The sequence below is a fragment of the Williamsia limnetica genome, from assembly GCF_003217475.1.
GTDB classification, from domain to species: Bacteria; Actinomycetota; Actinomycetes; order Mycobacteriales; family Mycobacteriaceae; genus Williamsia; species Williamsia limnetica.
Genome location: NZ_QJSP01000005.1, coordinates 311,251 through 337,014, shown reverse-complemented (window position 1 = coordinate 337,014; position 25,764 = coordinate 311,251). Strand labels below are relative to the sequence as shown.

21 protein-coding genes are annotated in these 25,764 nt (G+C 66.8%); 11 read left to right on the top strand and 10 right to left on the bottom strand.

The window, feature by feature from the left end:
- Nucleotides 1-4: 4 nt before the first annotated feature.
- A complete protein-coding gene (locus tag DFR67_RS10820; protein WP_110469506.1) occupies nt 5-883 on the bottom strand; it encodes a siderophore-interacting protein in 879 nt (292 codons plus the stop codon).
- A gap of 129 nt (nt 884-1,012) precedes the next feature.
- Between DFR67_RS10820 and DFR67_RS10815 the strand changes: the two genes are divergently transcribed.
- Nucleotides 1,013-2,440, top strand: coding sequence for a sugar porter family MFS transporter (locus DFR67_RS10815; RefSeq protein WP_110469505.1), 1,428 nt, complete (start codon nt 1,013-1,015; stop codon nt 2,438-2,440).
- Nucleotides 2,441-2,642: 202 nt separating this feature from the next.
- On the opposite strand, the gene DFR67_RS10810 is transcribed toward DFR67_RS10815, so the two are convergent.
- Nucleotides 2,643-3,992: an acetyl-CoA C-acetyltransferase gene (locus DFR67_RS10810; RefSeq protein WP_110469504.1), complete on the bottom strand. Its 1,350-nt coding sequence runs from the start codon at nt 3,990-3,992 to the stop codon at nt 2,643-2,645.
- A 140-nt stretch (nt 3,993-4,132) separates the two neighbouring features.
- Here DFR67_RS10810 and DFR67_RS10805 point away from each other — a divergent pair, with 140 nt between their 5' ends.
- Nucleotides 4,133-5,503 (top strand): 3-oxoacyl-ACP reductase, encoded by a 1,371-nt coding sequence (locus tag DFR67_RS10805; RefSeq protein ID WP_110469503.1) that lies wholly within the window; start codon nt 4,133-4,135, stop codon nt 5,501-5,503.
- A 1-nt stretch (nt 5,504) separates the two neighbouring features.
- Nucleotides 5,505-6,386 carry a MaoC/PaaZ C-terminal domain-containing protein gene (locus DFR67_RS10800; protein ID WP_110469502.1) on the top strand — a complete coding sequence of 294 codons (882 nt, stop codon included), beginning with the start codon at nt 5,505-5,507 and terminating at the stop codon, nt 6,384-6,386.
- 69 nt (nt 6,387-6,455) lie between these two features.
- On the opposite strand, the gene DFR67_RS10795 is transcribed toward DFR67_RS10800, so the two are convergent.
- Nucleotides 6,456-7,052 (bottom strand): TetR/AcrR family transcriptional regulator, encoded by a 597-nt coding sequence (locus tag DFR67_RS10795; protein ID WP_084839608.1) that lies wholly within the window; start codon nt 7,050-7,052, stop codon nt 6,456-6,458.
- A gap of 112 nt (nt 7,053-7,164) precedes the next feature.
- Nucleotides 7,165-8,364, bottom strand: a complete 1,200-nt coding sequence (locus tag DFR67_RS10790; protein ID WP_110469501.1) for a glycoside hydrolase family 3 N-terminal domain-containing protein — start codon at nt 8,362-8,364, stop codon at nt 7,165-7,167.
- A gap of 89 nt (nt 8,365-8,453) precedes the next feature.
- Between DFR67_RS10790 and DFR67_RS10785 the strand changes: the two genes are divergently transcribed.
- Genes DFR67_RS10785 through DFR67_RS10775 form a run of 3 tightly spaced genes read left to right on the top strand, consistent with a single transcriptional unit; the run spans nt 8,454 to nt 13,437 of the window.
- Nucleotides 8,454-9,029: a universal stress protein gene (locus DFR67_RS10785; protein WP_110469500.1), complete on the top strand. Its 576-nt coding sequence runs from the start codon at nt 8,454-8,456 to the stop codon at nt 9,027-9,029.
- Nucleotides 9,026-9,226: a DUF2613 domain-containing protein gene (locus DFR67_RS10780; RefSeq protein ID WP_084839348.1), complete on the top strand. Its 201-nt coding sequence runs from the start codon at nt 9,026-9,028 to the stop codon at nt 9,224-9,226. The genes DFR67_RS10785 and DFR67_RS10780 overlap by 4 nt, the downstream gene beginning before the upstream one ends.
- On the top strand, nt 9,169-13,437 hold the full coding sequence (locus tag DFR67_RS10775; protein WP_342766724.1) for an alpha-(1->3)-arabinofuranosyltransferase domain-containing protein: 4,269 nt from the start codon (nt 9,169-9,171) through the stop codon (nt 13,435-13,437). The genes DFR67_RS10780 and DFR67_RS10775 overlap by 58 nt, the downstream gene beginning before the upstream one ends.
- Here DFR67_RS10775 and DFR67_RS10770 read toward each other — a convergent pair.
- Nucleotides 13,342-14,643 (bottom strand): acyltransferase family protein, encoded by a 1,302-nt coding sequence (locus DFR67_RS10770; protein ID WP_110469498.1) that lies wholly within the window; start codon nt 14,641-14,643, stop codon nt 13,342-13,344. The genes DFR67_RS10775 and DFR67_RS10770 overlap by 96 nt on opposite strands.
- A gap of 130 nt (nt 14,644-14,773) precedes the next feature.
- On the opposite strand from DFR67_RS10770, the gene pgfA reads away from it, so the two are divergent.
- Nucleotides 14,774-16,282: a cell envelope lipid trafficking protein PgfA gene (gene pgfA / locus DFR67_RS10765; protein WP_110469497.1), complete on the top strand. Its 1,509-nt coding sequence runs from the start codon at nt 14,774-14,776 to the stop codon at nt 16,280-16,282.
- Between the two features lie 81 nt (nt 16,283-16,363).
- Here the strand turns inward: pgfA and DFR67_RS10760 are convergent, their stop codons facing one another.
- Genes DFR67_RS10760 through DFR67_RS10750 form a run of 3 tightly spaced genes read right to left on the bottom strand, consistent with a single transcriptional unit; the run spans nt 16,364 to nt 19,583 of the window.
- A complete protein-coding gene (locus DFR67_RS10760; protein ID WP_110469496.1) occupies nt 16,364-17,347 on the bottom strand; it encodes an LLM class F420-dependent oxidoreductase in 984 nt (327 codons plus the stop codon).
- Nucleotides 17,344-18,558, bottom strand: a complete 1,215-nt coding sequence (locus DFR67_RS10755; protein WP_245937871.1) for a polysaccharide biosynthesis protein — start codon at nt 18,556-18,558, stop codon at nt 17,344-17,346. Before DFR67_RS10755 ends, DFR67_RS10760 begins: the two co-directional genes overlap by 4 nt.
- Nucleotides 18,559-18,563: 5 nt before the next feature.
- Nucleotides 18,564-19,583, bottom strand: coding sequence for a DMT family transporter (locus DFR67_RS10750; RefSeq protein ID WP_110469494.1), 1,020 nt, complete (start codon nt 19,581-19,583; stop codon nt 18,564-18,566).
- On the opposite strand from DFR67_RS10750, the gene DFR67_RS10745 reads away from it, so the two are divergent.
- Genes DFR67_RS10745 through DFR67_RS10735 form a run of 3 tightly spaced genes read left to right on the top strand, consistent with a single transcriptional unit; the run spans nt 19,582 to nt 23,176 of the window.
- Nucleotides 19,582-20,970: an aminotransferase-like domain-containing protein gene (locus DFR67_RS10745; RefSeq protein WP_110469493.1), complete on the top strand. Its 1,389-nt coding sequence runs from the start codon at nt 19,582-19,584 to the stop codon at nt 20,968-20,970. The genes DFR67_RS10750 and DFR67_RS10745 overlap by 2 nt on opposite strands.
- A gap of 23 nt (nt 20,971-20,993) precedes the next feature.
- Nucleotides 20,994-22,727, top strand: a complete 1,734-nt coding sequence (locus DFR67_RS10740; protein ID WP_110469492.1) for an MmpA family trehalose lipid delivery protein — start codon at nt 20,994-20,996, stop codon at nt 22,725-22,727.
- Nucleotides 22,727-23,176: a nuclear transport factor 2 family protein gene (locus DFR67_RS10735; protein WP_245937870.1), complete on the top strand. Its 450-nt coding sequence runs from the start codon at nt 22,727-22,729 to the stop codon at nt 23,174-23,176. Before DFR67_RS10740 ends, DFR67_RS10735 begins: the two co-directional genes overlap by 1 nt.
- 13 nt (nt 23,177-23,189) lie before the next feature.
- On the opposite strand, the gene DFR67_RS10730 is transcribed toward DFR67_RS10735, so the two are convergent.
- Nucleotides 23,190-24,344, bottom strand: a complete 1,155-nt coding sequence (locus tag DFR67_RS10730) for a glycosyltransferase family 4 protein (protein WP_110469579.1) — start codon at nt 24,342-24,344, stop codon at nt 23,190-23,192.
- A 136-nt stretch (nt 24,345-24,480) separates the two neighbouring features.
- Nucleotides 24,481-24,822 (bottom strand): hypothetical protein, encoded by a 342-nt coding sequence (locus tag DFR67_RS10725; protein WP_110469491.1) that lies wholly within the window; start codon nt 24,820-24,822, stop codon nt 24,481-24,483.
- A 165-nt stretch (nt 24,823-24,987) separates the two neighbouring features.
- On the opposite strand from DFR67_RS10725, the gene DFR67_RS10720 reads away from it, so the two are divergent.
- Nucleotides 24,988-25,758 (top strand): class I SAM-dependent methyltransferase, encoded by a 771-nt coding sequence (locus DFR67_RS10720; protein WP_211324998.1) that lies wholly within the window; start codon nt 24,988-24,990, stop codon nt 25,756-25,758.
- Nucleotides 25,759-25,764: the final 6 nt, after the last annotated feature.

Below are 25,764 nucleotides of genomic sequence, written 5' to 3'. Positions count from 1 at the left end.
CTGGTTACAGCCCTGCGCGCTCGAGGGCGTCGTCGAACTCTTCACTGGCGATCTTCTCGCTCTTGCCTTCGGCGAGCGCTGTCGAGTAGACCGAGAACAGCTCGGCCCCAACCTCTTCGAACTTGCGCGACCAGGCCTCGCCGTCGAAGCGCCAGTAGCCGATGATGTCGCACTGGTCGGCTTTCCAGCCATACTCCTTACGCAGGTGCTTGCGCGCAACCCGCGATGCCTTGGCCTCCGCGGCGAACCAGCAGTACCCCCGCCCCTCCGTGTGCACGAACTCCTCGACCGCATCGCCGAGTCTGCTCTCGCCGAATCCGTTGCCACTGCCCACCTTTGCGATCAACTCGACGTCGTCCCGCTTCGGTAGGTAGGCCAGGTCGCCGTCCTCGCACACCTCGACGATCGCCGTCGCCCGTGCATTCGCGGGGAGCTCCTCGATGATGCGTGCGAGCGCGGGCAGTCCGGCAAGATCGGCCACCAGCAGCTGCCATTCGGTGGTGGGCTCCGGGCGATACCAGGACCGGGCGTAAGACATCGCAACCTCCTCACCGATCTCCGCGCGCTGAGCCCACAGGGTGGCGGTGCCGTGATCGTGCACGACGAAGTCGATGGTCATCACGCCCGTCGACCGGTTCAGGTTGCGGACGGAGTAGTTCCGCCCCTCCGGCATCGGCTCGATGTCGTAGTAACTCCAGACACCGTCGCGGTTCTCCATGGCCGGCGCCTTGCGCTCACCCGGAGCGGGGAAGTAGAGCCCCACCGCCGCGTCGGCCACATCCGGCACCTCCAGCTGGACGAGATCGTCGACCGCGAAGACGATTCTGATCAGCCGGGGGTTCAGATCTGTCTTCTCGACAACGCGTCCAAACGAAAATCCCATGCGACAAAGGTTACCCTAACCATAACTGGCTGAAGGCCTCTACATCTCACTCTCACCCCTGCACACCTCGCCCAGTGCTAATTTCAGGTCTGATCAGCAGCGACAGCAAGGTCACCCGGAAGGCGGCGCATGCACGGCGCAAAGAGAACCCCGGCCAAGTTCTTGCGCCTGGCCACCATCATCTCGACCTTCGGTGGCCTGCTCTTCGGCTACGACACCGGCGTCATCAACGGGGCCTTGCCGTACATGGCCGAAAAAGACCAGCTGAACCTGACGTCGTTCACCGAGTCACTGGTCGCGAGTTCGCTGATCTTCGGCGCCGCGGTCGGCGCGATCGCCGGTGGTCGTCTCGCCGATCGCTACGGGCGGCGGCGGAACATCATCGGCCTGGCGGTCATCTTCTTCTTCGCGACCCTGGGCTGCGTCTTCGCTCCTTCGATGGAGGTCATGGTCGCATTCCGATTCGTACTCGGACTCGCGGTCGGCGGTGCGTCGGTCACCGTGCCCACCTACCTCGCGGAGATGTCACCGGCCGAGAAACGCGGACGGATGGTCACCCAGAACGAGCTGATGATCGTCAGCGGGCAACTTCTCGCCTTCACGTTCAACGCGATTCTCGCGAACCTCACCGAGGACAACCACGTTTGGCGCTACATGCTGGTCATCGCCACGCTGCCGGCGCTGGTTCTCTGGTTCGGCATGCTGATGATGCCCGAGAGTCCCCGTTGGCTCGGTCGGCAAGGGCGAACCGCCGACATGCTGCGCGTCCTCTATCAGGTGCGCGAGGAGCAACAGGCCCGGACCGAGGCCGACGAGATAACCCGGATGGCCGACGAGGAGAAGGCGACGGTCAAGATGCACTGGACGGTTCTCCGCGACGTCCCGTGGATCCGGCGGGTGCTGGTGATCGGTTGCGGTATCGCGGTGGTGCAGCAGATCAGCGGCGTGAACTCGATCATGTACTACGGCACGCAGATCCTGGAAGATTCCGGTTTCGACAAGGACGCCGCATTGACCGCCAACATCGCCAACGGAGTCATCTCCGTCGCGGCGACGTTCGTCGGGATCTGGCTACTGGGCAAGGTCGGACGCAGGCCCATGCTGATGGTCGGCGTCGCAGGCACCGCGTCGGCACTGCTGCTGATCGGGATCTTTTCGCTGATCTTGCCCTCGGGGACCGGCCGCGCCTTCGTGGTGCTGACGCTGACCGTGACCTTCCTGGCCTTTCAGCAGGGCGCCACATCGCCGGTGACCTGGTTGATGCTCTCGGAGATCTTCCCGCTCAAGGTGCGCGGCTTCGCCTTCGGCGTGACCGGCGCCGTGCTGTGGCTGGTGAACTTTCTCGTAGGGTTCTTCTTCCTACAACTCGTCGATTGGTTCAGTATCTCCACGACGTTCTTCATCTTCTTCGCACTGGGCTGCTGTGCGTTCATCTTCGTCAAGCTGTATCTACCGGAGACCAAAGGTCGGACGCTGGAGTCCTTGGAGACCGAGTTCACCGAGAGATACGGCGACGACGAGAGCACCGGCAAGCCGCGAAGCTACTTGCAGACGTGAGGGACCACCCCAGAAATAGGTAACTCCGACTGAGCTACAGGGTCGGGGGTCGTGCAGCTCAGCCGGAGTTACTAGGTTCATCGCAGAGTTCTCCCGGGGCGTTACACACCCGCGAAAACTTTTTTCCGCCTCCCGATGTTGGGGCCTTTCGGCGAACAAAACGCCAGGTGACGTCCGCCAGAAGGCCCCAAGACCGGGTAGATCAGCCTTCGATGATCGCGGTGACGCCCTGGCCACCGGCGGCGCAGATGGAGATCAGCGCGCGTCCGCCGCCGTTCTCCTTGATCTGCTTCGCGGCCTGGGCGACGATCCGGCCACCGGTCGCGGCGAACGGATGACCTGCGGCCAGAGACGAACCGTTGACGTTGAGCTTGCTCCGGTCGATCGAGCCGAGCGCCTTGTCGAGGCCGAGACGCTCCTTGCAGTAATCCTCGGATTCGAATGCCGCCAGGGTGCAGAGCACCACCGACGCGAAGGCCTCGTGGATCTCGTAGAAGTCGAAATCCTGCAGCGTCAGGCCGTTGCGCTCGAGCAGCCGCGGGATGGCGTAGGTCGGGGCCATCAGCAGACCGTCGGGTCCGTTGACGTAGTCGACCGCAGCGGTCTCGACGTCCACCAGATGCGCGAGCACCGGTAGCTTCTTCTCCGCCGCCCACTCGTCCGTCGACAGCAGTACCGCGGAGGCACCATCGGTCAGCGGGGTCGAATTGCCCGCCGTCATCGTCGCGTCACCGAGCGAGACACCGAAGACCGGCTTGAGGGTCGCCAACTTCTCGACCTTGCTGCCCGGACGCAGGTTCTGGTCGCGGGTCAGGCCCTGGAACGGGGTGATCAGGTCGTCGAAGAAGCCGCGGTCGTAGGCGGCCGCCATCTTCTGGTGGCTGGCCGCGGCCAACTCGTCCTGATCCTCGCGCTTGATACCGAATTCCTTGGCGGTGATGGCCGCGTGGTCGCCCATCGACATCCCGGTGCGCGGTTCGCCGTTGCGCGGGATCTCGATACCCAGCGACGTCGGCAGCTTCGCGATGGCCTTGAGGCGGTCAGCCAGGCTACGGGCCCGATTCACCTGCAACATCACCTGGCGCATGTCCTCGGAGACACCGATCGGGGCATCCGAGGTGGTGTCGACGCCGCCGCCGATGCCGGCCTCGAACTTGCCGGTCGCGATTCCGTCGGCGACGGCAGAGATCGCCTGCAGACCGGTGCCGCAGGCCTGCTGCAGATCGAAGGCGGGCGTGTACGGCGACAGGGCCGATCCCAGTACGCACTCACGGATGAGGTTGAAGTCGCGTGAGTGCTTGAGAACCGCACCTCCTGCAACCATGCCGAGGCGCTCGCCTTGCAGACTGAACCGGCTGACCAGGCCATCGAGGGTGGCGGTGAACATGTCCTGATTGCTCGCCCGGGCGTAGGCGCCGTCCTGGCGCGCGAACGGGATCCGGTTACCACCGACGATCGCGACCGGCCGCACGCTGCGGGTCTTGCGCGATGTGGTCGCAGCCGCACTGGTTTCTGTCGGCCCGTTGTTTGTGGGCTCATTGCTCGTCGACACTGTGGCTCTCCCATGTAGTGGATGACTCGTATAGCGTATTCTTACTCGCGAGTAAGTTAGTTGTCGACTCCGCCCGGGGCCATGCGTCGGTGGGCGGCGGAAAACAACGAGAGATGCCGTCAGCGACCTAGGAGTGCTTCGTGTCAGCCACTGGAACCACCGATCTGTATTCGACGTTCGTCAGCTCCGGACCCGGATCGTTCATCGCCGGCAAGGTCGGCCTGCCGCAACCGCCGGTCCTGCGGCGTTACAAGGCAGGCGAACCCGCGTTGGCAGGCCCGGTGCTGCTCGGCGGCAACGGCCGACTGATCGAGCCGTTGCGCGAGATCCTGGGTGATCCCGACAGCGGCTATGAACTGATCACGAACAACACGGGCGGCCGCGGTGCGGACAAGCTCGGCGGCGTCGTGCTCGATGCGACCGGGATCACACAATCGTCCGAGCTCTCGCAGCTGTTCGAGTTCTTCGGCCCGACACTGCGTTCCACCGGCAACTCTGCGCGCTTCGTGGTCATCGGCACCACCCCGGAACTGATCAAGAACCCGAACGAGCACATCGCCCAGCGCGCCCTCGAAGGCTTCACCCGGTCCCTCGGCAAAGAGCTGCGCAAGGGCGCCACCGCCCAGCTCGTCTACGTCTCCCCTGACGCCAAGACCGGCCTGTCCGGCCTGGAGTCGACCCTGCGTTTCATCCTCTCGGCCAAATCCGCCTTCGTCGACGCCCAGGTCATCCGCGTCGACGAGAAGGATGCCGCAGCCCCCGCCAGCTGGGACAAACCGCTACAGGGCAAAGTCGCCGTGGTCACCGGGGCCGCCCGCGGCATCGGCGCCACCATCGCCGAGGTCCTCGCTCGTGACGGCGCCCACGTCATCGCCGCGGACATCCCCGCCGCGGGCGATGCACTCTCGGCCACCGCGAACAAGGTCGGCGGCACCGCACTGCCCCTCGACGTCACCGCCGCCGACGCCGGCACCAAGCTCGCCGAGCACGTGCTCGAGCGCCACGGCGGTGTCGACATCATCGTCAACAACGCAGGCATCACCCGCGACAAGCTGCTCGCCAACATGGACGACGCTCGCTGGAGTTCGGTGATCGGCGTCAATCTCATCGCTCCGCAGAAGCTCGTCGACGATCTCGTCGAGGCAGGCGCACTGCGCGAAGGTGGATCGGTGATCGACGTGTCCTCGATCGCGGGCATCGCGGGTAACCGCGGCCAGACCAACTACGGCACCTCGAAAGCCGGCGTGATCGGTCTCGTCGACGCCTACGCGCCGATCCTGGCCGAGAAGAAGATCACCATCAACGCGGTCGCCCCCGGTTTCATCGAGACCGCGATGACCGCCGCGATCCCGCTCGCGACCCGCGAGGTGGGCCGTCGCATCAGCTCACTGCAACAGGGCGGCCAGACCGTCGACGTCGCAGAGACCGTCGCCTACTTCGCCAACCCGGCGTCCAGTGCGGTCACCGGCAACGTGGTGCGGGTCTGCGGCCAGAGCATGCTGGGTGCCTGACATGGCCAAAACCATTGCCTTGAAAGAGTTCCCGGGGACCGGTGACATCTATCGGCGGGCCCTGATCGGGATGCTCCCGGTGATCGGCAAGCCCGGCAAGGTGTCCGCGGACGCCACCCTTCCCGACACCGAGTTGACGCTGTCCGGGGTGAAGGTCGATCTCGATCAGCTCGCCAAGTACTGCGCCGCGACGGGTCAGCGATTCGGTGACACGTTGCCGCTGACCTTCCCGTTCGTGCTGCAGTTCCCGCTCGTCATGAAACTGCTTGTCGCAGGCGACTTCCCGCTGACGGCGATCGGTTCGGTCCATATCGAGAACACCATCGAGCGGTTCCGGCCGATCGGGGTCACCGAGCCACTGACCATCACCACGCACGCGGAGAACCTTCGCGAACATCGCAAGGGCATGCTGGTGGACGTCATCTCGGACTTCGCCGTCGGACACGAGCCGGTCGCCCGGCAGACGGCGACGTTCCTGAGCCAGCAGCGCACCAGCCTGTCCGGCGGCCCGCGGCCCGAGGCCCCCAAGGACCATCGGCCACCGCCCCCGGACGCCAAGCTCAAGGCCGATCTGGGACTCATCCGGCAATACGCCGCAGCCAGCGGTGACCGCAACCCGATCCACATGAGCGATCTGGGCGCCAAGGCGTTCGGCTTCCCGAGGGCCATCGCCCACGGCATGTGGACCGCCGCCCGCGTGGTCGCCAACGTCGAGGGACGACTGGCCGACAAGGTCACCTACAACGTGCGGTTTGGCAAGCCGGTAATCCTGCCGACCACGGTGAACGTCTACACCGAGCAGGTCGAGGGCTCCGGAGCATTCGACATCTCGGTGCTCAACCCGAAGAAGGGTTACCCGCACCTGACCGCAACCCTCCGGTAATCCCGAAAATGGGGCCTTTTGGCGACGCCCACCTGGGCTTTTGTTCGCCAAAAGGCCCCATTTTCGGGCTCAGGGGCGGTCGCCCGCTAGGCCGCGCCAGCCCATCGAGACCATGAGGTCGGCTGCGGTGTCGAGGTCGATGTCCCCTTCGGAGATGCGGTCGGCCACGGCCTCACCGGCGCCGACCAACGCGACCGCCATCAGTTCGAAATCTGTGTCACTCGGATGTGGCACCGTGGTCCCGCGGCGCAAGAGATCGGCGACCATCTCGATGAGCCGCGCACGGCTCGCGGCGACCAGTCCTGCGAAGTTGGCCTGGCCCGTGGCAAGGCGATAGAGCACCCGCCACGACTCCTTGTTGTCATGGACGTAGCGCAGGAAGTCGTAGATGACGGTGCGGGCCTGATCGTGCTGCCGGAGATTCGGGTCGAAGCCTGCGCTCATCGCTTCGATGAAACGGCCGCCCTCCCGATTGATACAGGCGCCGAACAGTTCGTCCTTGGATCCGTAATAGAGATAAAGCATCGGCTTGCTGATGCTGGCCTGTGCCGCAATGGCATCCATCGAGGTCTCACGAAAGCCGTTGGCAGCAAACACCTGTACGGCCGCATCGAGCATCTGCTGCTCGCGGACGGCGCGCGGTAGGCGCTTCGTTCCTCCGGCCACCACAACCACTCTCTCTGCCAACTTCTGGACACTCGGACGTCCGGACTACCTTACCAGCCGGTAAGTTTCGGATCCCTCGAGTCGGCGAATCACACCTCGTCGGTCGCCGAGATCAGCAGTCGAGCACGCCCTTGGCGCGCAGGACCCGCACCACCGACTCGTCGACCTGCGTGGCGGGCAGCTCCCCACTCCGCACCGCACCCGTGAGCGTATCGAGCACCGCGGGCACCTTGTCGGTGGACAGCCACAGCGCGATGTCGGCGCCGGCGGACAGTGCGAGGGTCGCAGCCTTCTCGATGCCGTACTTGGCGCTGATCGCGGCCATGCCCGAGAGGTCGTCGGTGAAGATGGGACCGTCGAAGGGCTCGCCGCCGTAGCCGGTGCCGTCCCGGAGCAATGTCATCGCCGGTTCGCTGATGCTCGCGGGATTGTCGGGCCCGGTCAGGCCCGGAACGATCAGGTGGCCCACCATCACCCCGACCCCGGGCTGGATCAGCGTGCGATACGGGACGAGGTCGTCGCCGCGCAGCTCGTCGAGCGGCGGGGTCGCGACCGTACCGGTGTGGGAATCGCCGGACCCGTGCCCGTGGCCGGGGAAATGCTTGAACACCGGCATGATGCCCGCATCCTGCAGGCCGTGGGCGTAGGCGTTCGCATACCGGGTCACGGTCTCGGGATCGTCGCCGAACGAGCGGTCGCCGATCACCTCGTCGTCGGACTCGTCGCTCACGTCCGCAACCGGCGCGTAGTCGACGGTGATCCCCAACTCCTTCATCTGCAGTCCCTGGGCTTTCGCCAGCGCACGAACCTGCTCCGGAGTGTCGGTCTGGGCGAGTTCCCTGGCCGACGGGCTGTCGATACCCAGCGACGACAGCCGGGACACCCGGCCGCCCTCCTGATCGACGGTGACCATCACCGGGGTCTTCGCCGCGTCCTGCACCGTCGCGATCCCGCCGTCGGACAGGATCGACAGGTCGGTCCAGCTGCCGATGAACACGCCGCCGATCTGTTCGGTCCGCACCACGTCGAGGGCGTCGGCTGTGCCGGTGACACCGACGACCAGCAACTGGGCAAGCTTCTGCCGCAAGGTCATCGACTCGAGTTCGTCGGCCCCGCACGACACCGGCACCACCGCGGGCGACGACGACACCGGCGCGCTCGACGCCGCACTGCTCGAGTAGGCCGAGGTCGGCGGAATCTCCGGACCACCGTCTCCGTTACTGCAGGCCGCCAGGACCGCCGCCACTGTCGCGGTCAGCACGACCAGACTTCTGGACCGCCCGCGACGGGAGGGTTGCTGGAGAAAAAACATGCGTCGAGTCTTGCACGGGCGGCCGATGTGACGGACGTTACATTTGCCGGGTATTCTCGAAGAACTAGCTTCCTGCAGGAGGAAATGCCATGTCCGGTCCACTCGGCGATACCAAGCAAGACACGATCATGATCGCCTACGACGGCAGTGAGAACGCCGATCGCGCGATCGACTACGCGGGACGTTTTCTGGCCTCCCATCGCGCCTACGTGGTGACGGCCTGGGAATCAGGAGTCCACCAGAGCGCCCGGCTGTCCGCTCTCTCGGGCGGAATGCAGCCGGTACTGCATTCGGTCGTCGACCAGGACATCGACGACGCGCTGCACGTCGACGCCAGAACCCGCAACTCCCGGGGCGTCGCACGGGCCCGGGCGGCGGGCCTGACCGCCGAGGGACGCCTGGCAGAGGTCGATTCGACTGTCTGGGGCGCGCTGGTCGACGCCGCGGACACCCTCGAAGTCGACATCCTTGTCACCGGGACACGCGGTTCCTCAGGCCTGCGCGCGCTGTTGCACAGCAGTGTCGCCGAACACGTACTCAAGCATTGCCAGCGGCCCGTGCTCGTCGTCCCGGCCGGGTGCGCCCGCCGCGGCGAGGGCGCGGTCGCCGGCCAGAAGGCGGCTGACCGGAAGAGCAAGGCGCGGGTGGTAACTTCGCAGCCATGATGAACAACCGCCTGATCGCCGGCGCTGTCGCCGGCCTCCTCGGCGTGGTCGTGGCCATTGGAGCGGTGTTCCTCGGTGGCGTCTTGACCTCCGAGGACAAGCCAGCAACTGATGTGAACAGCTTCAACGCCGACAGCGGATTCGTTCAGGGCTCGGTCGACTACGGCACCAGGGACAACGCCGGAGTCACAAACTGACCAAACGGGGTCTGCTCTGTGCAGCTCTGTGGGCGCTGCTGGCGTCCTTCGCCCAATCGCCCGGCCTGATCGCCGCCGACACCAAACTCGACCTCACCTCCGACCCTCTCGGCTTTCTAGGTCGCGCCGCGCACCTGTGGTCGTCCATCGCCCCGCTCGGCCAGGTACAGAACCAATCCTACGGCTACTTCTTCCCGCATGGCGCCTTCTTCGCCATCGGTGACCTGCTCGCACTCCCGCCCTGGGTGACCCAACGCCTGTGGTGGGCACTGCTGTTGTGGGTCGGTTTCGTGGGTTTCGTCCGCCTCGCCGACGCCCTCGGAGTGGGCTCGCGGTGGTCCCGGATCTTCGCCGCGGTGGTCTTCGTCGCGAGCCCGCGGGTCTTGACCACCATCGGTTCCATCTCCTCCGAGACGTTGCCGGTGATGCTGGCCCCGTGGGTGCTCGCTCCCGTCGTCGTCGCCCTGAACCACGCCGATCCGCGAAAAAATCTGCGACAGCTGGCTTTTCAGTCTGCCTGCGCCTTGGCCTTGATGGGCGCGGTGAACGCCGTCGCGACGCTCGCCGCGGCCTCGGTCGCCGGCGTGTGGTGGCTGCTGCACATCCCGATCAAAGGACCGGCCGCGCGCTGGCTGCGATTCGGCGGCTGGTGGGCTCTCGGGGCCACAGCGGCCTGCCTGTGGTGGGTGGTACCGCTGCTCATCCTGTCCCGGGTCAGTCCCCCGTTCCTGGATTTCATCGAATCGTCGCGCGTGACAACAGAATGGGTCTCGCTGACCGAGGTGCTGCGCGGCACAAGCGCCTGGACACCGTTCGTCTCCCCGGAACGGGTTGCGGGGGCAAGCCTGGTCACCCAACCGGTCGCGGTGCTCGCGACCGGACTACTCGCGGCAGCCGGACTGACCGGGCTCGCCATGCGAGCGATGCCCGGACGTGGACGTCTGATCACCATCCTCATCATCGGTCTGCTCATGATCTGCCTCGGCTATCCGGGACAGCTCGGATCGCCGCTCTCGGAGTCGGTGCGGGTCTTCCTCGACGACGCGGGTGCACCACTGCGCAACGTCCACAAGTGGGACCCGCTGATCCGGATCCCGCTGGCCCTGGGGATCGCGCATCTGCTGGCCCGCGTCCCCACCCCCGACCTCGCCGGCTGGCGCGGTACGGGCCGCGCCTTCGCTCATCCGGAGCGTTCCCGGCCGGTGGCGGCCGCGATGGTGGTTCTGGTGGCCGCCCTGGCAGCCGGCTCGATGGTCTGGACCGCGGGCCTCGCCGCCCCGGGCAGTTACTCGTCGATACCGTCGTACTGGAACCAGACCGCGAAGTGGCTCAAGGACCATGGGGCGGGAGAGAACCGACGGGCGCTGGTCGTCCCGGGGTCGCCCTTTGCCAATCAGACCTGGGGCCTGACCCGCGACGAACCCCTGCAGGTGCTGGCCGACGAGCCGTGGGCCGTGCGCGACGCGATACCGCTGACGCCACCCGGGGCCATCCGCGCACTGGATTCGGTGCAACGCGCGATCGCCGCCGGACGACCGCTCCCCGGCCTCGCCGCCACCCTCGCACAACAGGGCATCTCCTATGTCGTGGTACGCGCTGACCTCGATCCGTCCACCTCACGTTCCGCGCGTCCGATCCTGGCCCGCAACGCGATAGCGGGCTCCCCGGGGATGACGCCGGTTGCACGATTCGGTCCGGAGGTCGGCCCGCCCCTGATCGACGATGTGGTCTCCGACGACGGATTGCGCCCCACGATGCCTGCTGTGCAGATCTTCCGGGTCGACTCCGATGTCGCGTTCCCCGGCACCCGACCTGCCACCGTGCCACTCGATCAGATGGCCAGGGTGTCGGGCGGACCTGAATCCCTTGCCTCGCTACAAAATGCGGCGCAGCTGGGCGGTGAACCACCGCTGGGTCCGGTGCTGCTGCAGTCCGACGCGCGGCACGCCGGGCTCCCCGACGTACCGATGATCGTCACCGACTCCCCCACCGACCGCGAGGTCGACTTCGGGCGCGTCGATGATCACAGCTCGGCGATCCGCGCGCCCGGTGATCCCCGGTTGACCCAGAACTCGGTGGCCGACTACCCGGTCGACGGCCAGCCGCTGGTCTCCGGCGACTGGCTGCTCGACGGCGAACCCGGCCAGCTGTCGGTCAGCGCATCCGGATCAGCCTCCGATGCAACGCAACTGGGGCAGAGTTCCCCCGGAAGCTCGCCGGCGGCGGCATTCGACGGGAACCCGAACACCGCGTGGGTCAGCCGCGGCCTCGACTCCGCCGTCGGACAGTGGCTACAACTCGACTTCACCAGCCCTCGTGAACGACTCGCGCTCGACGTCACCGTCGGCAAAGCGCTCGGGGCCGGCGTCAGTACGCTGCTCATCACCACCGAGGCGGGAAGCACCGTCGCCAGCGGTGTGAGCGCAGGACAACCCACCTCGGTGGTGCCGCCCAGCGGGCCGACCCGATGGGTGCAGATCAGAGCCATCGGAACCGAGAACGGCACGGCCGGAAACCAGTTCGCGATCTCGGAGATCGAGCTCCGCGATGCGGCTCAGGCCCGCGAACTGCCGATCCGCCACCGGGTCGTACTACCGGAATTGGTCGCCGGCCAGCAGGTTGCCGGATGGGTGCTGGGCCCAGAACTGCCCGGTCGTGACGCGTGTGTACCCGACCGCGACGTCGTGAGATGTTCGGGCGCACTGGGACTCGCTCCCGAAGAACCCGGCATCTTCGGCCGTGTGCTGTCGGTACCGGGTCCGGTGGCGGTGACGCCATCGGTCACCGTGACCGCCAATCCGTCCGAGGAACTCAATCGACTGTTGGCAGGCAACGATCAGATCATCGCGACCGCACAGTCGGCGAGCACCGACCCCCGCGGCAACGCGGGCGCGGTCGTCGACGGCGACCGGGGGACGACCTGGGTGGCCCGTGACAGCGGCGCCGGCGCACAGCGGCCGACGATGGAACTCACGCTGCCGAGCCCGCGGGAGGTCGAGGGACTCCAGATCGACCTTCCCAGCGAACAATTCCCTGCGCGTCCCACCGTGGTCGGGATCGACCTCGGCAACGGCCGACAGGTACGGCAGGTACCCACCGACGGGCGCATCACGCTCGATCCGCACTTGACCTCGACGATCTCGATCACCGTCCTCGACAAAGAGGAGGTGCTCGACGTCAACAGTCTCGGGTTCGCGGCCGTCGCCCCGTCAGGGATCTCCGAGATCACCGTCCTCGGTGGCGTACCGACTCCTCCGGACCCCGACCGGCCCGTCGAGGTCACCTGCTTCGACGGTCCCGGACTGACCATCGCCGGTGATGTGCAGCGCTTTTCACTACGCACCACAGCGGCGACCCTGGCGTCTGGGGCCCCGATCCGCGCGCAGGCCTGCGACCAGCGGCCCGTCGATCTGCCCGCCGGAGAACAGGAACTCGCCGTCAACCCCGGCCCGGCGTTCACCGTCGCCGGGGTCGGGCTCACGGTGGCACAACCCTCGGGCGACATCGCGTCGCCGAACGCCAGGCCGAGCCCCGTCACCGTGAACAGGTGGAACGCGGCCGATCGCAGCGTCTCGGTCGCCGCCGAGAGCAATCCGCGCGTCCTCATCGTGCCGGAGAGCACGAATCCCGGGTGGCAGGCATCCGCCGGAGACGACCAATTGCAGCCCGTTGTCGTCAACGGCTGGCAGCAGGGCTGGATCATTCCTGCCGATTACGCCGGCGACATCGACCTGACCTTTCCCCTCGACCGCCCCTACCGCTGGGCGATCGGCGGCGGACTCGCGCTGCTGGCACTGCTGTTCCTCTGCACCTTCATGCCCGCCCGGCGCACGTCGGTGCCGCTGATGCCGGTGGCACGGCCGATCGACGGCCGTGCGGCGGCGCCGCTGCTGCTCGGCGCAGTGGTCTACCTGCTGACCGGTCCGATCGGGTTGGCGGTGGCAGCCGTCGTCGTGATCACCACCACGGCAGCACCTCTGCTCAATCGCTCACTGCGCGGCCAACAGCGGGCCGTGGCGCTGGTCGCGGTGTTGATGACAGTCGCCACCTTCGGCCTCGCGGCCGGGCCGTGGCGATCCCCGCTGGGGTACAACGGCTGGGACTGGTGGGTACAGCTACCGGCTCTGCTGGCGGTCGTTCTCGTCGCGTGGCGCGCGATCAGAGTGCCGCGGTGGCTGATCCGGGTGAACCTGCGACGTCGTCGCCGCTGATCGTGCGGCGGCGGATCGTCGTTCCGACCGACGCAACCACCGTCTCGCCGGATCTTCGATCCACGAGTAGCTCGCCGCCGACACCCCGATCGTCAGCAGCAGCGTCAGGCACCACACCAATGCCATCGACCCCGAGAACGGGATGACCCCGGCCAGCGGGAAAACCGCGGCGAGCACCGCGAGATGCCAGATGAAGATGGCGTACGACCACCGGCCCAGGGCCTGCATCGGCGCCGAGTCCAGAAACGGGTGCGGCCGGGGCGGGCCCAGCACCAGAGGTCCGAGCAACGCGAAACCGAGAACCGCACCGAGCACCATCTTGACGGCGAACTGCCAGGGCGCCAGCGGTGCCAGTCCGGTGGGTCCGGCGAGTTCGGTGCAGGACAACGCGAACGCAACCGCCGCGACACCCGCCATCGGCCAGGGCCGCGACCCCATCCTCGCCGCGACGGTTCCTGACCTGGACACCACCAGCTCGGCCAGGATCAGCCCGCTGATGAACCACGGCAGATGACCGGGCAACCAGTTCTTGGCCTCGACGCCGGCCGCCAGCGGTAGCGCGTCGGCGACCCAGGCCCAGCCCAGGCTGAGGACAGCAGCGGCCAGCAGCAGCGGTATCCGCCACCGCGCCCGTTCGCCGCGCAACCGCACCAGCAACCACGCGAACAACGGCAGCGCCAGATAGAAGCTGACCTCGACCGACAGACTCCACATCTGGGTCAGTCCGGCTGTCAACGACAGCGGCACGAACACCTGGGTCAGGGTCAGATTCGCCAGCCACACGGTCGCACTCGCGGGCCGGGCGTCGGGCAGCAGCATCAGCACCACGACCACGACGACCACATACGCGGGCCAGATCCGCACGACGCGGTGCCGTAGGTAGCGGACCACTCCCGGCGGCTTACGCGCGAGATCGCGCGCGGCGTCGGCGTGCGGACGCCACAGCAGGAACCCCGACAACGCGAAGAACAACGCCACGGCCATGTCGAAGCGGCCCCAGACCGCGCCGAGGATGCTCCCGTCCACGGCGCCCGTCTGAAAGGCGACGTGCGTGGTCATGACCCCGACAGCAGCCAGCGCGCGCATGCCTTCGAGCGCGGGCACGAAGGCAGCCGGGCCGCCTGCCTGTCGCTGGGGATGCCCTGCCTGCCGCTCGGAGTGCCCTGCCTGTCGCTCGGAATGCCCTGCTTGTCGCTCGGAATGCATGGTCAGCCAATGTACCGGCCCCGCGTCGTGCGTAGGGCTGCGCTGACTGCCCGGCCGCGACGACCTCGGCTGTTAGTCTCGCACTATTGCCCAGCTGCACCGAGACGAAGATCTGAAGGAGAAACGACGTATGGCAACAGGGCCTCGGATGTCTGCCAGGGACCTCGCGGGACCGGTCGCCATCTTCTTCGGCGTTCTGCTGATCGTGGTGGCCATCGCGCTCCCCCTCTATTACGTGGGGACGCTCAAGAAGACCCCCATGGATCTCGACATCACCAGCGTCGCCGACAGCCAGGGCCAGCAGGGTGTCTCCGAGAGTGACGCGCTGCCCGCGAAGATCTTCAACCGTTGCTCACTCGACGAGCCCCGGCCGCAGGTGTCGGACGCGAAACTCACCGAGCAGCAGCGCGTCCTCGTCGTCGACCCCGCCGATGCCAACAAGGCCACCTTCCAGGCGGGCAACTCCATCCGGATCGACTCGTACACCGACGGCGACGAGACCGTGACCCCTCCGGCGCAGGGCGGTCAGAACGATTGCATGACAGCACTTCTCACCGCGACCCGTGATCGGATCACCACCAATCGCACCACCGCCGAACCGCAGATCAGCGGCGGCGGACAGTCCGAGGTCCAGGTCGACGCCGGCGAGAACAGCGTCAGCCTGCCCGACCGTCAGGGACTGCAGTACCGCTTCCCGTTCGGCGTCGACAAGGGAAAGACGTACACGTACTTCGATCTGCCCAGCCGCACCACGAATCCCTTGCAGTTCGTCGACGAGACCGAGATCAACGGCATCAACACCTATCACTTCACCCAGGAGGTCCCCGAGACCGACCTGAGCACCCTCACCGACGCCAACGACCAGCAGCTCGCGGGTACCTCCATCGATCAGCCTGCCGGCTGGTACGGAGGATTCGAGGGCTACCGGAACAACGAGCGACTGCCGGCCTCGCTGATCCAGACCACGACCCGCGACCTCTACGTCGATCCGGTCAGCGGCACCATCATCAACGAGCGTGAGCACATCAAGCAGGAGTTCAAGCTCAACGTCAGCGACGACTCACCGCAGGCGATGCTCGATTACCGGCTCACCGCGCTCGATGTCGTCTTCTCCTACACCCAGAGCACACAGGAGCAACTCGCGACCGACGCGAAAGACCTCGGCAGTCCGATCAAGCTGTGGGGTCGCTGGATCCCGATCGGTGTCGGCATCCTCGGGGTGGTGCTGCTCGCCGCAGGCGTGTGGCTGTTGCTCCGCGGACCCAACTCGCCGGCGCCGGCCACGGGTTCGCCTTACGGCCCGTCCGATCCTGACGAGCAGCAGCGGACCGATTTGATCAAGCAGTACCGGGGCGATGCGGGAGCCAGGGACACGGGTGGTCAGCACCCTGCGCCACCCTACGATCCGGACCAGACACGTCAGATCCCAGCGGTGCGGGACAACCGCGGTGGTAGCAACCAGGCCGGCTTCGCCGGGAACAACCAGGCCGGCTTCGCCGAGAACAATCCGGACGGCTTCGCCGAGGTGGGCGACCAGTATCCCTACCTCGATCAGCAGAACATCGGGCAGCAAGGAAATCCGCCGGTCCGCGATCCCGGATGGACCGTGCCCGACCAGGATCCGCCGCAGGGTCGCTGACACAAACCCAGCTAGACCAGGCAAACCCAGGTGCTGCGGCACCTGGGTTTGCCTGGTCTCAGTGGGTTTGTGCGTGGAGGGCTAATTCACCAACGGGGCCAACGCTTTACCGGCTAGCGTGATGTTCCCCGGCTCGTGGCCGTTGTGCAGCATGTTGATGGTGAGACCGTCGATGCCGGCGTCCAGAACACGCGCCTTGATGTCCGCGGCGACCTCGTCGGGCGAACCCACGAAGAAACGTTCGGTGGCCTTCGCCCAGTCGTCTGCGCTCACGGTGTCGTGGTCGACGCCGTTTGCGCGCATCCTCTTCACCACCTCGGCGCGAGCCTTGTCGCCGTCCTCATCGAGGAATACGGTCGCCAGGAAGCTGGTCTTGATCGTCGAACGATCCCTCCCCGCCTCCTCGCAACGCTTGGCCAGGGCATCGAGTTTGCGCGGCAGCTCGCTGGGCGCGGCGATGACATTGAGGTGCTGTGCGTAGCGCGCCGCCATCCCGAAGGTCTTCTTCTCGCCGCCGCCGCCGAGCATGATCGGCAGGTCGGTGCGGAGCTGCGGGTTGTTGCGGGTTCCGTGCGCCTGGTACCACTTGCCGTCGAGTTCGGGCTTCTCACCCCGCAGCATCGGCTCGATGATCTGCAGAGCCTCTTCGAGACGTTCGAAGCGCTCGGTGAAGGTGCCGAACTCATAGCCCATCTCGTGGTGCTCGAGTTCGAACCAGCCGGCCCCGAGGCCGAGGATCGCGCGACCGCCGCTGATCACGTCGAGGGTGGTGATGGTCTTCGCCAGCATGGCCGGGTTGCGGTAGGTGTTGCCGGTGACCAGGGTCGAGAGATTGATGGTCGACGTCGCGGTCGCGAGTGCACCGAGCGCCGTGTACGCCTCCAGCATCGGCTCGTCCGGCGACCCGATACCGGGCAATTGGTAAAAATGGTCCATCACGAGAACCGTGTCGAAACCCGCACTTTCGGCTTCTTGCGCCTGCGCGATGACGGTCGGGAACAGGTCGGCGACGTTGCCGCCGGGGTAGGAGAAGTTGGGGATCTGGTAACCGAGACGAATGCTCATGCGTCCACAGTACGACTGCCCGAGACCCTGCGGCGTGTCGTCGAGGTGGTGAACGTCAGGGCGGCGAAGGTCAGCGCGGTCCCGATCACCGCGCAGCCGGCCGCGGTCAATGCCAGTGTGGTGATGCTGTGCACCCAGACCACGACGATCACCACCTCGACGACGAGGACCAGCCAACTCGAGGCCGCGACCAGTGTCCGGTCCCGCGCGATCGCCGCGAGCAGGCCGACCTGCAAGACCGACAGGGCGCTACCGGTGAGCGCGAAGATCCACAGAATCGGGACGACGGCCCGGTATTCATCTCCGACCAGGACCGGGGCCAGCGGCGCGAAGATCGCGGCCCCACCGACCACCACCACGGCAATCGCGAGCAGCCAGCCGACTGCCGTCCGCAACGCCGCCGACGACCGCGCGGCGTCCGCCAACTGTGGGAACAACACCACGCCGATGGCCTGCGGCAGCCAGAATGCGGCCTTGGTCGCAATGGTTCCCAGCGCATAGACGCCGGCGTCCTGTTCTCCCAGGATCGGCCGCGACAGCAGCAGATCCACCGAACTGAGTGCGATGAGGACGAGCTGAACCTGCGACGCGCGCAGCACCATCGTCAGTGCCAAAGCCTCGGTACTCGCGCGGCGTTCCGACGCCGACCCGGTCCGCGACACCGCGATCCATACCCCCGCAGCCGACGCCGCGGCCCCACCTGCGGTTGCGGTCAGCGCCCCGGCCGCACCGCCACCCGCAGCAAGAACGACGATCCCGGGCACCGTGCGCGCGGCGCCGACGCCGGCCAGTACCCACGAGAGGAGCGAGAACTGTTGTCTGCCCTGCAGGATCCCCTGACCCGCGGCGATCAGGACAAGCAGCGGCGCGGTCGCGAACGCCGCCACGGTCGCCGCGAGGCCGGTGTCGGCGATCCACATCACCAGCGGCACGGCCACCGCCGCAGCGGCCAGCACGGCGACCGCTGTCCGGATCGTGATCGACACCAGGTCGCCGATCGGACGCCCACGCACGACCTCCCGCGCGATCACCACCTGCAGCGCCAGCGCGGGGACCCCGAGCACCAGCATCGTCTGCAGCAAGACGGCGAACTCGCCGTAGGAACTCTCGCTGAGCCATCGGGCCGCGGGCAGATGGATGAGGTATCCGCAGATGTTGGCGATCATGGTGCCGACGGCGACACCGCCCACACCCGCCATCACCCTCGCCATGGCGCTCAGTGTCTCAAAGCAGCCGCCGCCTCCAGCTGAGGGAGGGTGTCGAGGTCGGGTGTCATCCCTGGCGGATCACTGTGCGCAGTGCGGAACCGGGCGCGCTGTGCAACCCACACCAGCAGTCCGAGCGTCACCCCGACCGCATAGATCCACGGATCGGGACGTTCTCCGAGCAGCAGCGCCGACCACACGATCGTCATCAGTGGCTGAATCTGTTGGATCTGACCGACCTTCGCGATCCCGCCACGCGCCAGCCCCCCGTACCAGGCGAAGAAGCCGAGGAACTGCGAGATGACGGTGACGTAGACCATGCCGGCGACGACCGTTCCGGTGATCTCGTAGGTGCCCGTCGTCGCGAGCACGACCGAGACCGGTATCGACACCGGCAACAGCAGGACCAGTGCCCACGACACGCTCTGTGCCCCACCGATCTGTTTGGCCTGCGCCCCGCCGACCGCGTACCCGAATCCGGCGCTCACGGTGGCCAGCACCATCCACAGATGCCCCCACTCCAGCGTGAACCCGGAGAATCCCGAGGGGCTGGTGCTCAGCAGATAGGCGACCAGCACCAGCGCTCCCGCGCCGGTGGCCAGCCAGAAGATCCAGGGCAGGCGCTCGCCCGCGAGCAGGGACGCGAACGTCGCGGTGAGGGCGGGCAGCAGACCCAGCACCACAGCACCGGCGGAGGCGTCGATGGTCTCCAGCGCCAGCGAGGAGAACAGGGGGAAGCCGATCACCACACCGAAGCCGGAGCACAGCAGGGCACCGAGGTTTCGTCGAGAAGGGATGGTGGGACGCACCATCAGCAGATAACCCAGGGCCAGCAGTCCGGCGAGTGCGGCCCGCCATGCGGTGATCGAGTAGGAGTCGATCCCGGCTACCGCGAGCTTGTTGGCCGGTAGCGAGAAACTGAACGCCAGCACACCGAGACCGCCGAGAAGGATGCCCGAATGGGCGGACACCTTGCGACGACCGTTATCCGCTATCCCAGAAACAGGCGCACTGTTATCGTTGGCACTCATGGATAACGATAGCGGAGTAACAGTGCTTCGCGAAACCCTCCGGTCCCTGATATCGGAGAGCACGTCAGGGACGCGGCTGCCGTCGGTGCGGTTGCTGCAGCAACAGCACCGCGTCTCGCCGAACTCGATTCAGCGGGTGCTTTCCGAGTTCGCCGCGGAGGGTTTGGTCGACGTGCGTCCGGGCGCAGGGTCATTCGTCGCCGCCCCACCCTCACCGCGGGTCCCGGCGGACACGTCCTGGCAGGAGTCGGTCCTCGGCTCCCGGATCCCGCCCGAGTTGTCGCGGACCCTGGACCTCTGGCGGACCCCCGGTTCCGACGTCATCCGACTCAAAGGCGGATACCTCGACGACGAATTGCTGCCCACGGCCGCTCTGAACGCCGCGATGTCGCGAGCCATCAAACGGTCTGACAGCTGGGGCCGGTACCCCCTGGAGGGCAGCCCCGAACTCCGGCGCTGGTTCGCCTCCGAGATCGACGGCATCCACGCCTCCGAGGTCATCGTCACCGCGGGCGGCCAAAGCGCGCTCTCGATCGCCATCCGTGCGCTGGTCCGGCCCGGCGAACCGGTCATCGTCGAAAGCCCCACCTACACCGGCACTGTCGCCATCGCCCGCAGTCACGGCGCCGACGTGATACCCGTCCCCATGGACGGGCGCGGCATCCGCACCGACCTGCTCGCCGACGCCATCGCCCGGACCGGCAGCCGACTGCTGGTGGTGCAACCCGCGTTCTCCAATCCCAGCGGGGTCACCCTGTCGCACTCTCGCCGCGACGACATCCTCGAACTGGCGCACAAGCATTCGATGTTCGTGATCGAGGACGACTACGCGCGCTACCTCGGAATCGACCGGACACCGCCGCCTCCGTTGACATCTCACGACGTGAACGGTCACATCGTCCACATCCGTTCACTGAGCAAGCCGGTCGGACCCGGCATGCGCGTGGCCGCACTGTGCGCGCGCGGTCCGGCGCTGGCACGGTTGCGCGCGGCCAAGACCCTCGACGACTTCTACGTCTCGGGTCCGGTGCAGGAGGCCGCCGTCGAGTTCCTGAACTCACCGGCCTGGACGCGGCACAACCGGCAGGTCAGCCGCGCGCTCGGCGAACGCCGGGACGCTCTGGTCGGCGCCCTGCGACGGCTGATCCCGCAGGTGGAGATTCCCGCTATTCCCCACGGCGGCATGCATCTGTGGGTGAGGTTGCCCGCCGGGTTCGACGATCGCGACGTCGCAGCGGCCGGATATGCCGAAGGCGTCCTGGTCGGAGAAGGGGCGCCATGGTTCCCCGCGGAGTCGGACCATTCGCATCTGAGACTCACCTTCGGCGAAACCCCGGTCCCGATGATCCACGAGGCGGTCATCCGCCTGGCACGCGTAATCGGGTGACGTCACCCTCTAGGGTTCGACCCATGACCCGCAGGCACTGGATCGCCCTGTGGCTCTCCAGCACCGGCCTCACGCTGCTGATCTTGGCGCCGATCTTCCGCCCCGGTCATCTGCTGATTCGCGACATGGTCAGCACGCCGCGGTCCTATCTGACGGACACCGCATTGGGGCTCGGCGACAGCGCTCCTCGTGCGGTACCGCAGGACTGGTTCATCGCAGTGGCGTCGCACGTGGTCGACGGCGGCGTCGTGGTGAAAGTGCTGACGTTCGCGGCCCTACTGCTCGCCGGAGCCGGGTACGGCAGACTGGCCCGGCTCGCGTTACCCGCGTCGGGGACGCCCGGGATGATCGCCGCGGTCGTCATCACCATCTGGAATCCCTATGTCGCCGAGCGTCTCCTGCAAGGTCAGTGGAGCCTGCTGTTCGGATATGCCTCCCTCGGTTGGCTTTTCGTCTGTGCGGTGCAGGTACGCCGCGGCGGTTCGTACGCCCACTGGTCAGCGCTGGGCGGCTGGCTCGCGGTCGCCGGATTCACGCCTACCGGGTCGTTGCTCGCCGCGTTCACCCTGCTGCCGGCCCTCGTCTTCCCGGCCCTGATCCGCGGGGCGCCGACAACCCACCGCCTGCGCACGGCAGCCATCGCACTCGGGGTGTGGTTGCTCAGCGCACTCCCCTGGCTCACCGCCGCAGCGGTCGGCGGCAGCGCGACGGCATCAGCGGATTCCGGGTCGGTTGCGGTATTCGCCGCACGTGCCGAACCCCTGCTCGGCACCGTCGGCTCAGTACTGGGGATGGGCGGTATCTGGAACGCCGGCGCCGTTCCCGCCAGCCGCAGCAGCGGGTGGGCGCTGGTCGCCACTGCGTTGTTGCTCATCGTGGTGGCGATAGGTCTGCCGACGCTGTACCGACGACGGCGCAACCCGGTGATCGTGGGCGCCGCGGGGCTCGGCGTCGCGGCGATCGTGCTCGTCGTACTGGCCGCGACCCCACCAGGGATCGCGGTGCTCGAATGGCTCGTCGAGGCGATACCCGGCGCCGGACTGCTGCGCGACACCCAGAAGTGGATCGCACTGGCCGCACCGCTGTACGCCCTCGCCGCTGCGGCAGCGGTCCAGGTCATCGGTCGCTACGTTCCGCGGGCCTTCGCCGCGACGATCGCCGCGGCGCTGATCATGGCACCGCTACCCGATCTCGCCTGGGGCGTCGGCAACACGCTGACCCCGAGTACATATCCCACTGACTGGCAGCGGGTTTCTGACGTGATCGGACCAGGGCAGGGTGATGTGCTCATCTTGCCGACCGGGATGAACCGGGAGTACGGATTCACCGGGCACGTATCCCTCGACCCCGCGCCTCGACTCCTACGCGCCGACGTCCTGCAGACCGGCGAACTCGTGGTCGGCGGCAACAGTGTCGACGTCTCCGATTCGCGGGCCGCCCGCGCCGAGGCCGCGCTGGTGGCCGGCGCAGACCCGAGTGTCCTGTCTGAACTCGGCGTCGGCTGGATCCTCGTCGAGGGCGATTCGGGGTCGATCGGCGACGCCCCACGCACCCTCGCGCAACTCGACACCGTCTTCGCAGGCGATGACCTGCAGGTCCATCAGGTGCAGGCACCACGGTCGTTTGCAGCGTCCGGCACCGATCGGACGCTCGTATGGATCGCCCATCTCTGGTGGATTCTTTTGATCGCCAATGCATTTGTGGCTGCTGTGCTGCAATGGGCGCACCGATCAGCGCACCGAAAGAGGATCAGCTAGTGGACGACATCGAAGCCATCAAGCAGGTCAAGTACCGCTACCTCCGCACCCTGGACACCAAAGCGTGGGACGAGTTCGAGAGCACACTCGCCGACGATGTCACCGGCGACTACGGCGACAGCCTGTCGTTCACCACCCGCGACCAACTGGTGGACTTCATGAAGTCGTCACTCGGTCCGGCCATCATCACCGAGCATCGGGTCGACCACCCCGAGATCGTCGTCGACGGCGATGAGGCCACGGGCCGCTGGTACTTGCAGGACCGGGTGATCGTGGCCGACTTCAACTTCATGCTGTTCGGCGCAGCGTTCTACAACGATCGCTATCGCCGCACCGCCGAGGGCTGGAAGATCAGCGCAACCGGCTACGACCGGACCTACGAGGCCACGGTCTCACTCGAGGACATGCCCAGCTTCAAGGTGAAGCCCGGTGCAGCACTGAATCTCTGATCGGGCGGGCAGCCTAACGATCGGCATTCTGCACGAGCCCCGACACCCGCCGGTGTGCGGCGGCCTCGGTCAGCACGTGCGTCACGCCGGACGCGGCGATCGGCCACGAGTATCCCTCGGCACGTTGACTGGCTTTCTCACCGAGCTCACGGCACCACGCCGGGTCGTCGAGCAATTGTGCTGTTGCGGCGGCGAGTTCGTCGATGTTGTCGACGAGCACCCCCGTGACGCCGTCGATCACAGAATCGGTCAGTCCTCGCGACGAGCGGTAGCCGATGGTCGGGACACCGTGTCCGGCAGCCTCGACCACTGCCAGGCCCCACCCTTCGGTGCGCGAGGGCATCACGTGCAGCGTCGCGCCGGCGAGCAACCGGTGCTTGTCGATCTCGCTGACGTGACCATGGAAGACGACCCGATCATCGACCCCCAGTTCAGTTGCGTGCGAGCGCAACTGCTCAGACCACCAGCCGTCGCCGATGACGTCGAGCGCCACGTCGGGATGCGTCGCCGACAGCCGCGCCATCACCTCGAGTGCATGCTCGATCTGCTTGTGCGGCACCAGCCGCGAGAGCACGCAGAGGCGCAGCGCCCCAGATGCGTCCGACGCCACCTCGGGCACCGGGTCGGTGCCGGCCCGGACCACCGCCACCCGTTCGGAACCGATCCCCATCCGTTCGAGATCCTCGGCCGACGGCAATGACACCGTCAGGTACTGCGATCGCCGGTGAACCCACGGCGACATACGCGATTCGATGAACCAGCCGACCTTGCCGAGAAGCGCTCCGGCCACCGGCCATTGCCGCCGATGGCAGTGGTGGACGAGCACCACCACCGGCGCCGCGGCGACCCAACGGGCGAAGAACGGGATGCCGTTCTGCGTATCGATCACCACGTCGGGACGCAGTCCGGCCAATGGTCCGAGACCGAACCGGCCCAGCGCGATCGCCATCAGCGCGGATGGGTAGACGCCGAGGCGTCCGCCGCCCCTGGAGACCTTGATCCCGTCGCGGACCTCAGAGGCAGCCGCCCCCGGATACCGCGCCGTGCGCAGCGTGACCTCAACCCCACCTCGGGCCAGCTCTGCGCCGATCCTCTCCAGGTATCGCTCGCTCCCACCACCCTGGGGATGGTCGCTGTCGCGCCAGCACAACAACAGCACCTCACGCAGAGGTGCGGGGTTGGCGGGGTCCGCGTCATTGTTCTTTGCTGGGGCGTTTTTCACTGTGAGCCAGGGTAGCGGGCAGAACCCGACAAGCCCGCGCCACCTTCGCGCAGGTGACGCGGACTTGTCCCCGGCGAGAGCTCTACCTGTTGTATCCCACGTGCCAGGTGCCTTCAGGCAGTCCGGTGACGCCGACCCAGAAGTGGCCGGTCGGCGACGTGGCCGCATAGCCTGACCAGGTATCGATGAACGTCCCGAGTTGCTGGCCGTACCGATCATCACGCTGCGGCACCACCTGGTTGACCGCATCGCCGATCTGCGCATCGTGCAGCACCCGGGCCTCACCCGAGTTCAGGTGGACATAGGCGCCACCCGGCGCCGGCGTCACTGCCAGCGCCGAAGCCACCGGAGCTGCTGCCAGCGCTCCTGCTCCTGCGATGACGAGTCCGGCTCCCACAGTGAGCACGCGTCGTTTCAGATTCATCAAAGGTTCCCTCCCTGGTGCGACAGCCAACACTGGCGTGGATGACTGATTCAGCATTCGAAACATACCAGAAGGTTTGCCAATGGCAACTTCTACTTCATCTTGTCAATTCTGCGTATCGCCGAGGTTCGTGGGTGGTTCTGCACGGCAAGTATTGTGTCCGGCGTGAACCGAACCACCCCCCGAGCGCAGAAGCGTGCCACAGCGTCTCGGTCGGTGCGCCTGCTCAACCACTTCCGGTACGAACAGTCCGATCCGGATCGGTTCTATGGCGCACTCGCGGACGATTCGGTCGAGCTCATCGAGGCACTACACCTCGATGTCAGTGGCACAGATCTGCGGGGCCTCACCGTGCTGGACGTCGGCGGTGGGCCCGGGTACTTCGCCGAGGTCTTTCGGACCCGCGGCGCCGACTACGTGTCCGTCGAACCCGACCCCACCGAGATGCATGCGGCAGGACTCCCCCAACGTGCCAGCGTTCGCGGTTCGGGAATGGCGCTGCCGATCGCGGACGATACCGTCGATATCTGCTATTCGTCGAATGTCGCTGAGCACATCCGGGATCCGTGGACGATGGCCCGAGAGATGTTGCGCGTGACCAGGCCCGGCGGACTCGTCCTGCTGAGTTACACCCTGTGGTACGGACCGTTCGGCGGACATGAGATGGGCCTCACCCACTACTTCGGTGGCGCCCGCGCCGCGCGTTGGTACACCGACAAGCAGGGCCATCCGCCGAAAAACCTCTACGGGACCTCACTTTTCAAGGTCACAGCCGCAGACGGACTTCGGTGGGCCCAGTCCGTCCCGGCCGGGCAGGCCACCCTGCTGCGCGCCTTTCCCCGCTACCTACCGGGCCGGTTCTGGTGGATCATGCGCGTCCCGCTGGTACGAGAAGTCCTGGGTAGCAATCTCGTTCTGTTGCTTCGCAAGACCTGAGACCAC

Excerpts from the sequence above, each read along its gene's own strand:
- DFR67_RS10820 (WP_110469506.1), bottom strand. The coding sequence starts at position 883 with ATGGGATTTTCGTTTGGACGCGTTGTCGAGAAGACAGATCTGAACCCC.
- DFR67_RS10815 (WP_110469505.1), top strand. The coding sequence starts at position 1,013 with ATGCACGGCGCAAAGAGAACCCCGGCCAAGTTCTTGCGCCTGGCCACC.
- DFR67_RS10800 (WP_110469502.1), top strand. The coding sequence starts at position 5,505 with ATGGCCAAAACCATTGCCTTGAAAGAGTTCCCGGGGACCGGTGACATC.
- DFR67_RS10790 (WP_110469501.1), bottom strand. The coding sequence starts at position 8,364 with ATGTTTTTTCTCCAGCAACCCTCCCGTCGCGGGCGGTCCAGAAGTCTG.
- DFR67_RS10785 (WP_110469500.1), top strand. The coding sequence starts at position 8,454 with ATGTCCGGTCCACTCGGCGATACCAAGCAAGACACGATCATGATCGCC.
- DFR67_RS10780 (WP_084839348.1), top strand. The coding sequence starts at position 9,026 with ATGATGAACAACCGCCTGATCGCCGGCGCTGTCGCCGGCCTCCTCGGC.
- DFR67_RS10770 (WP_110469498.1), bottom strand. The coding sequence starts at position 14,643 with ATGCATTCCGAGCGACAAGCAGGGCATTCCGAGCGACAGGCAGGGCAC.
- pgfA (WP_110469497.1), top strand. The coding sequence starts at position 14,774 with ATGGCAACAGGGCCTCGGATGTCTGCCAGGGACCTCGCGGGACCGGTC.
- DFR67_RS10760 (WP_110469496.1), bottom strand. The coding sequence starts at position 17,347 with ATGAGCATTCGTCTCGGTTACCAGATCCCCAACTTCTCCTACCCCGGC.
- DFR67_RS10755 (WP_245937871.1), bottom strand. The coding sequence starts at position 18,558 with ATGGCGAGGGTGATGGCGGGTGTGGGCGGTGTCGCCGTCGGCACCATG.
- DFR67_RS10745 (WP_110469493.1), top strand. The coding sequence starts at position 19,582 with ATGGATAACGATAGCGGAGTAACAGTGCTTCGCGAAACCCTCCGGTCC.
- DFR67_RS10750 (WP_110469494.1), bottom strand. The coding sequence starts at position 19,583 with ATGAGTGCCAACGATAACAGTGCGCCTGTTTCTGGGATAGCGGATAAC.
- DFR67_RS10740 (WP_110469492.1), top strand. The coding sequence starts at position 20,994 with ATGACCCGCAGGCACTGGATCGCCCTGTGGCTCTCCAGCACCGGCCTC.
- DFR67_RS10725 (WP_110469491.1), bottom strand. The coding sequence starts at position 24,822 with ATGAATCTGAAACGACGCGTGCTCACTGTGGGAGCCGGACTCGTCATC.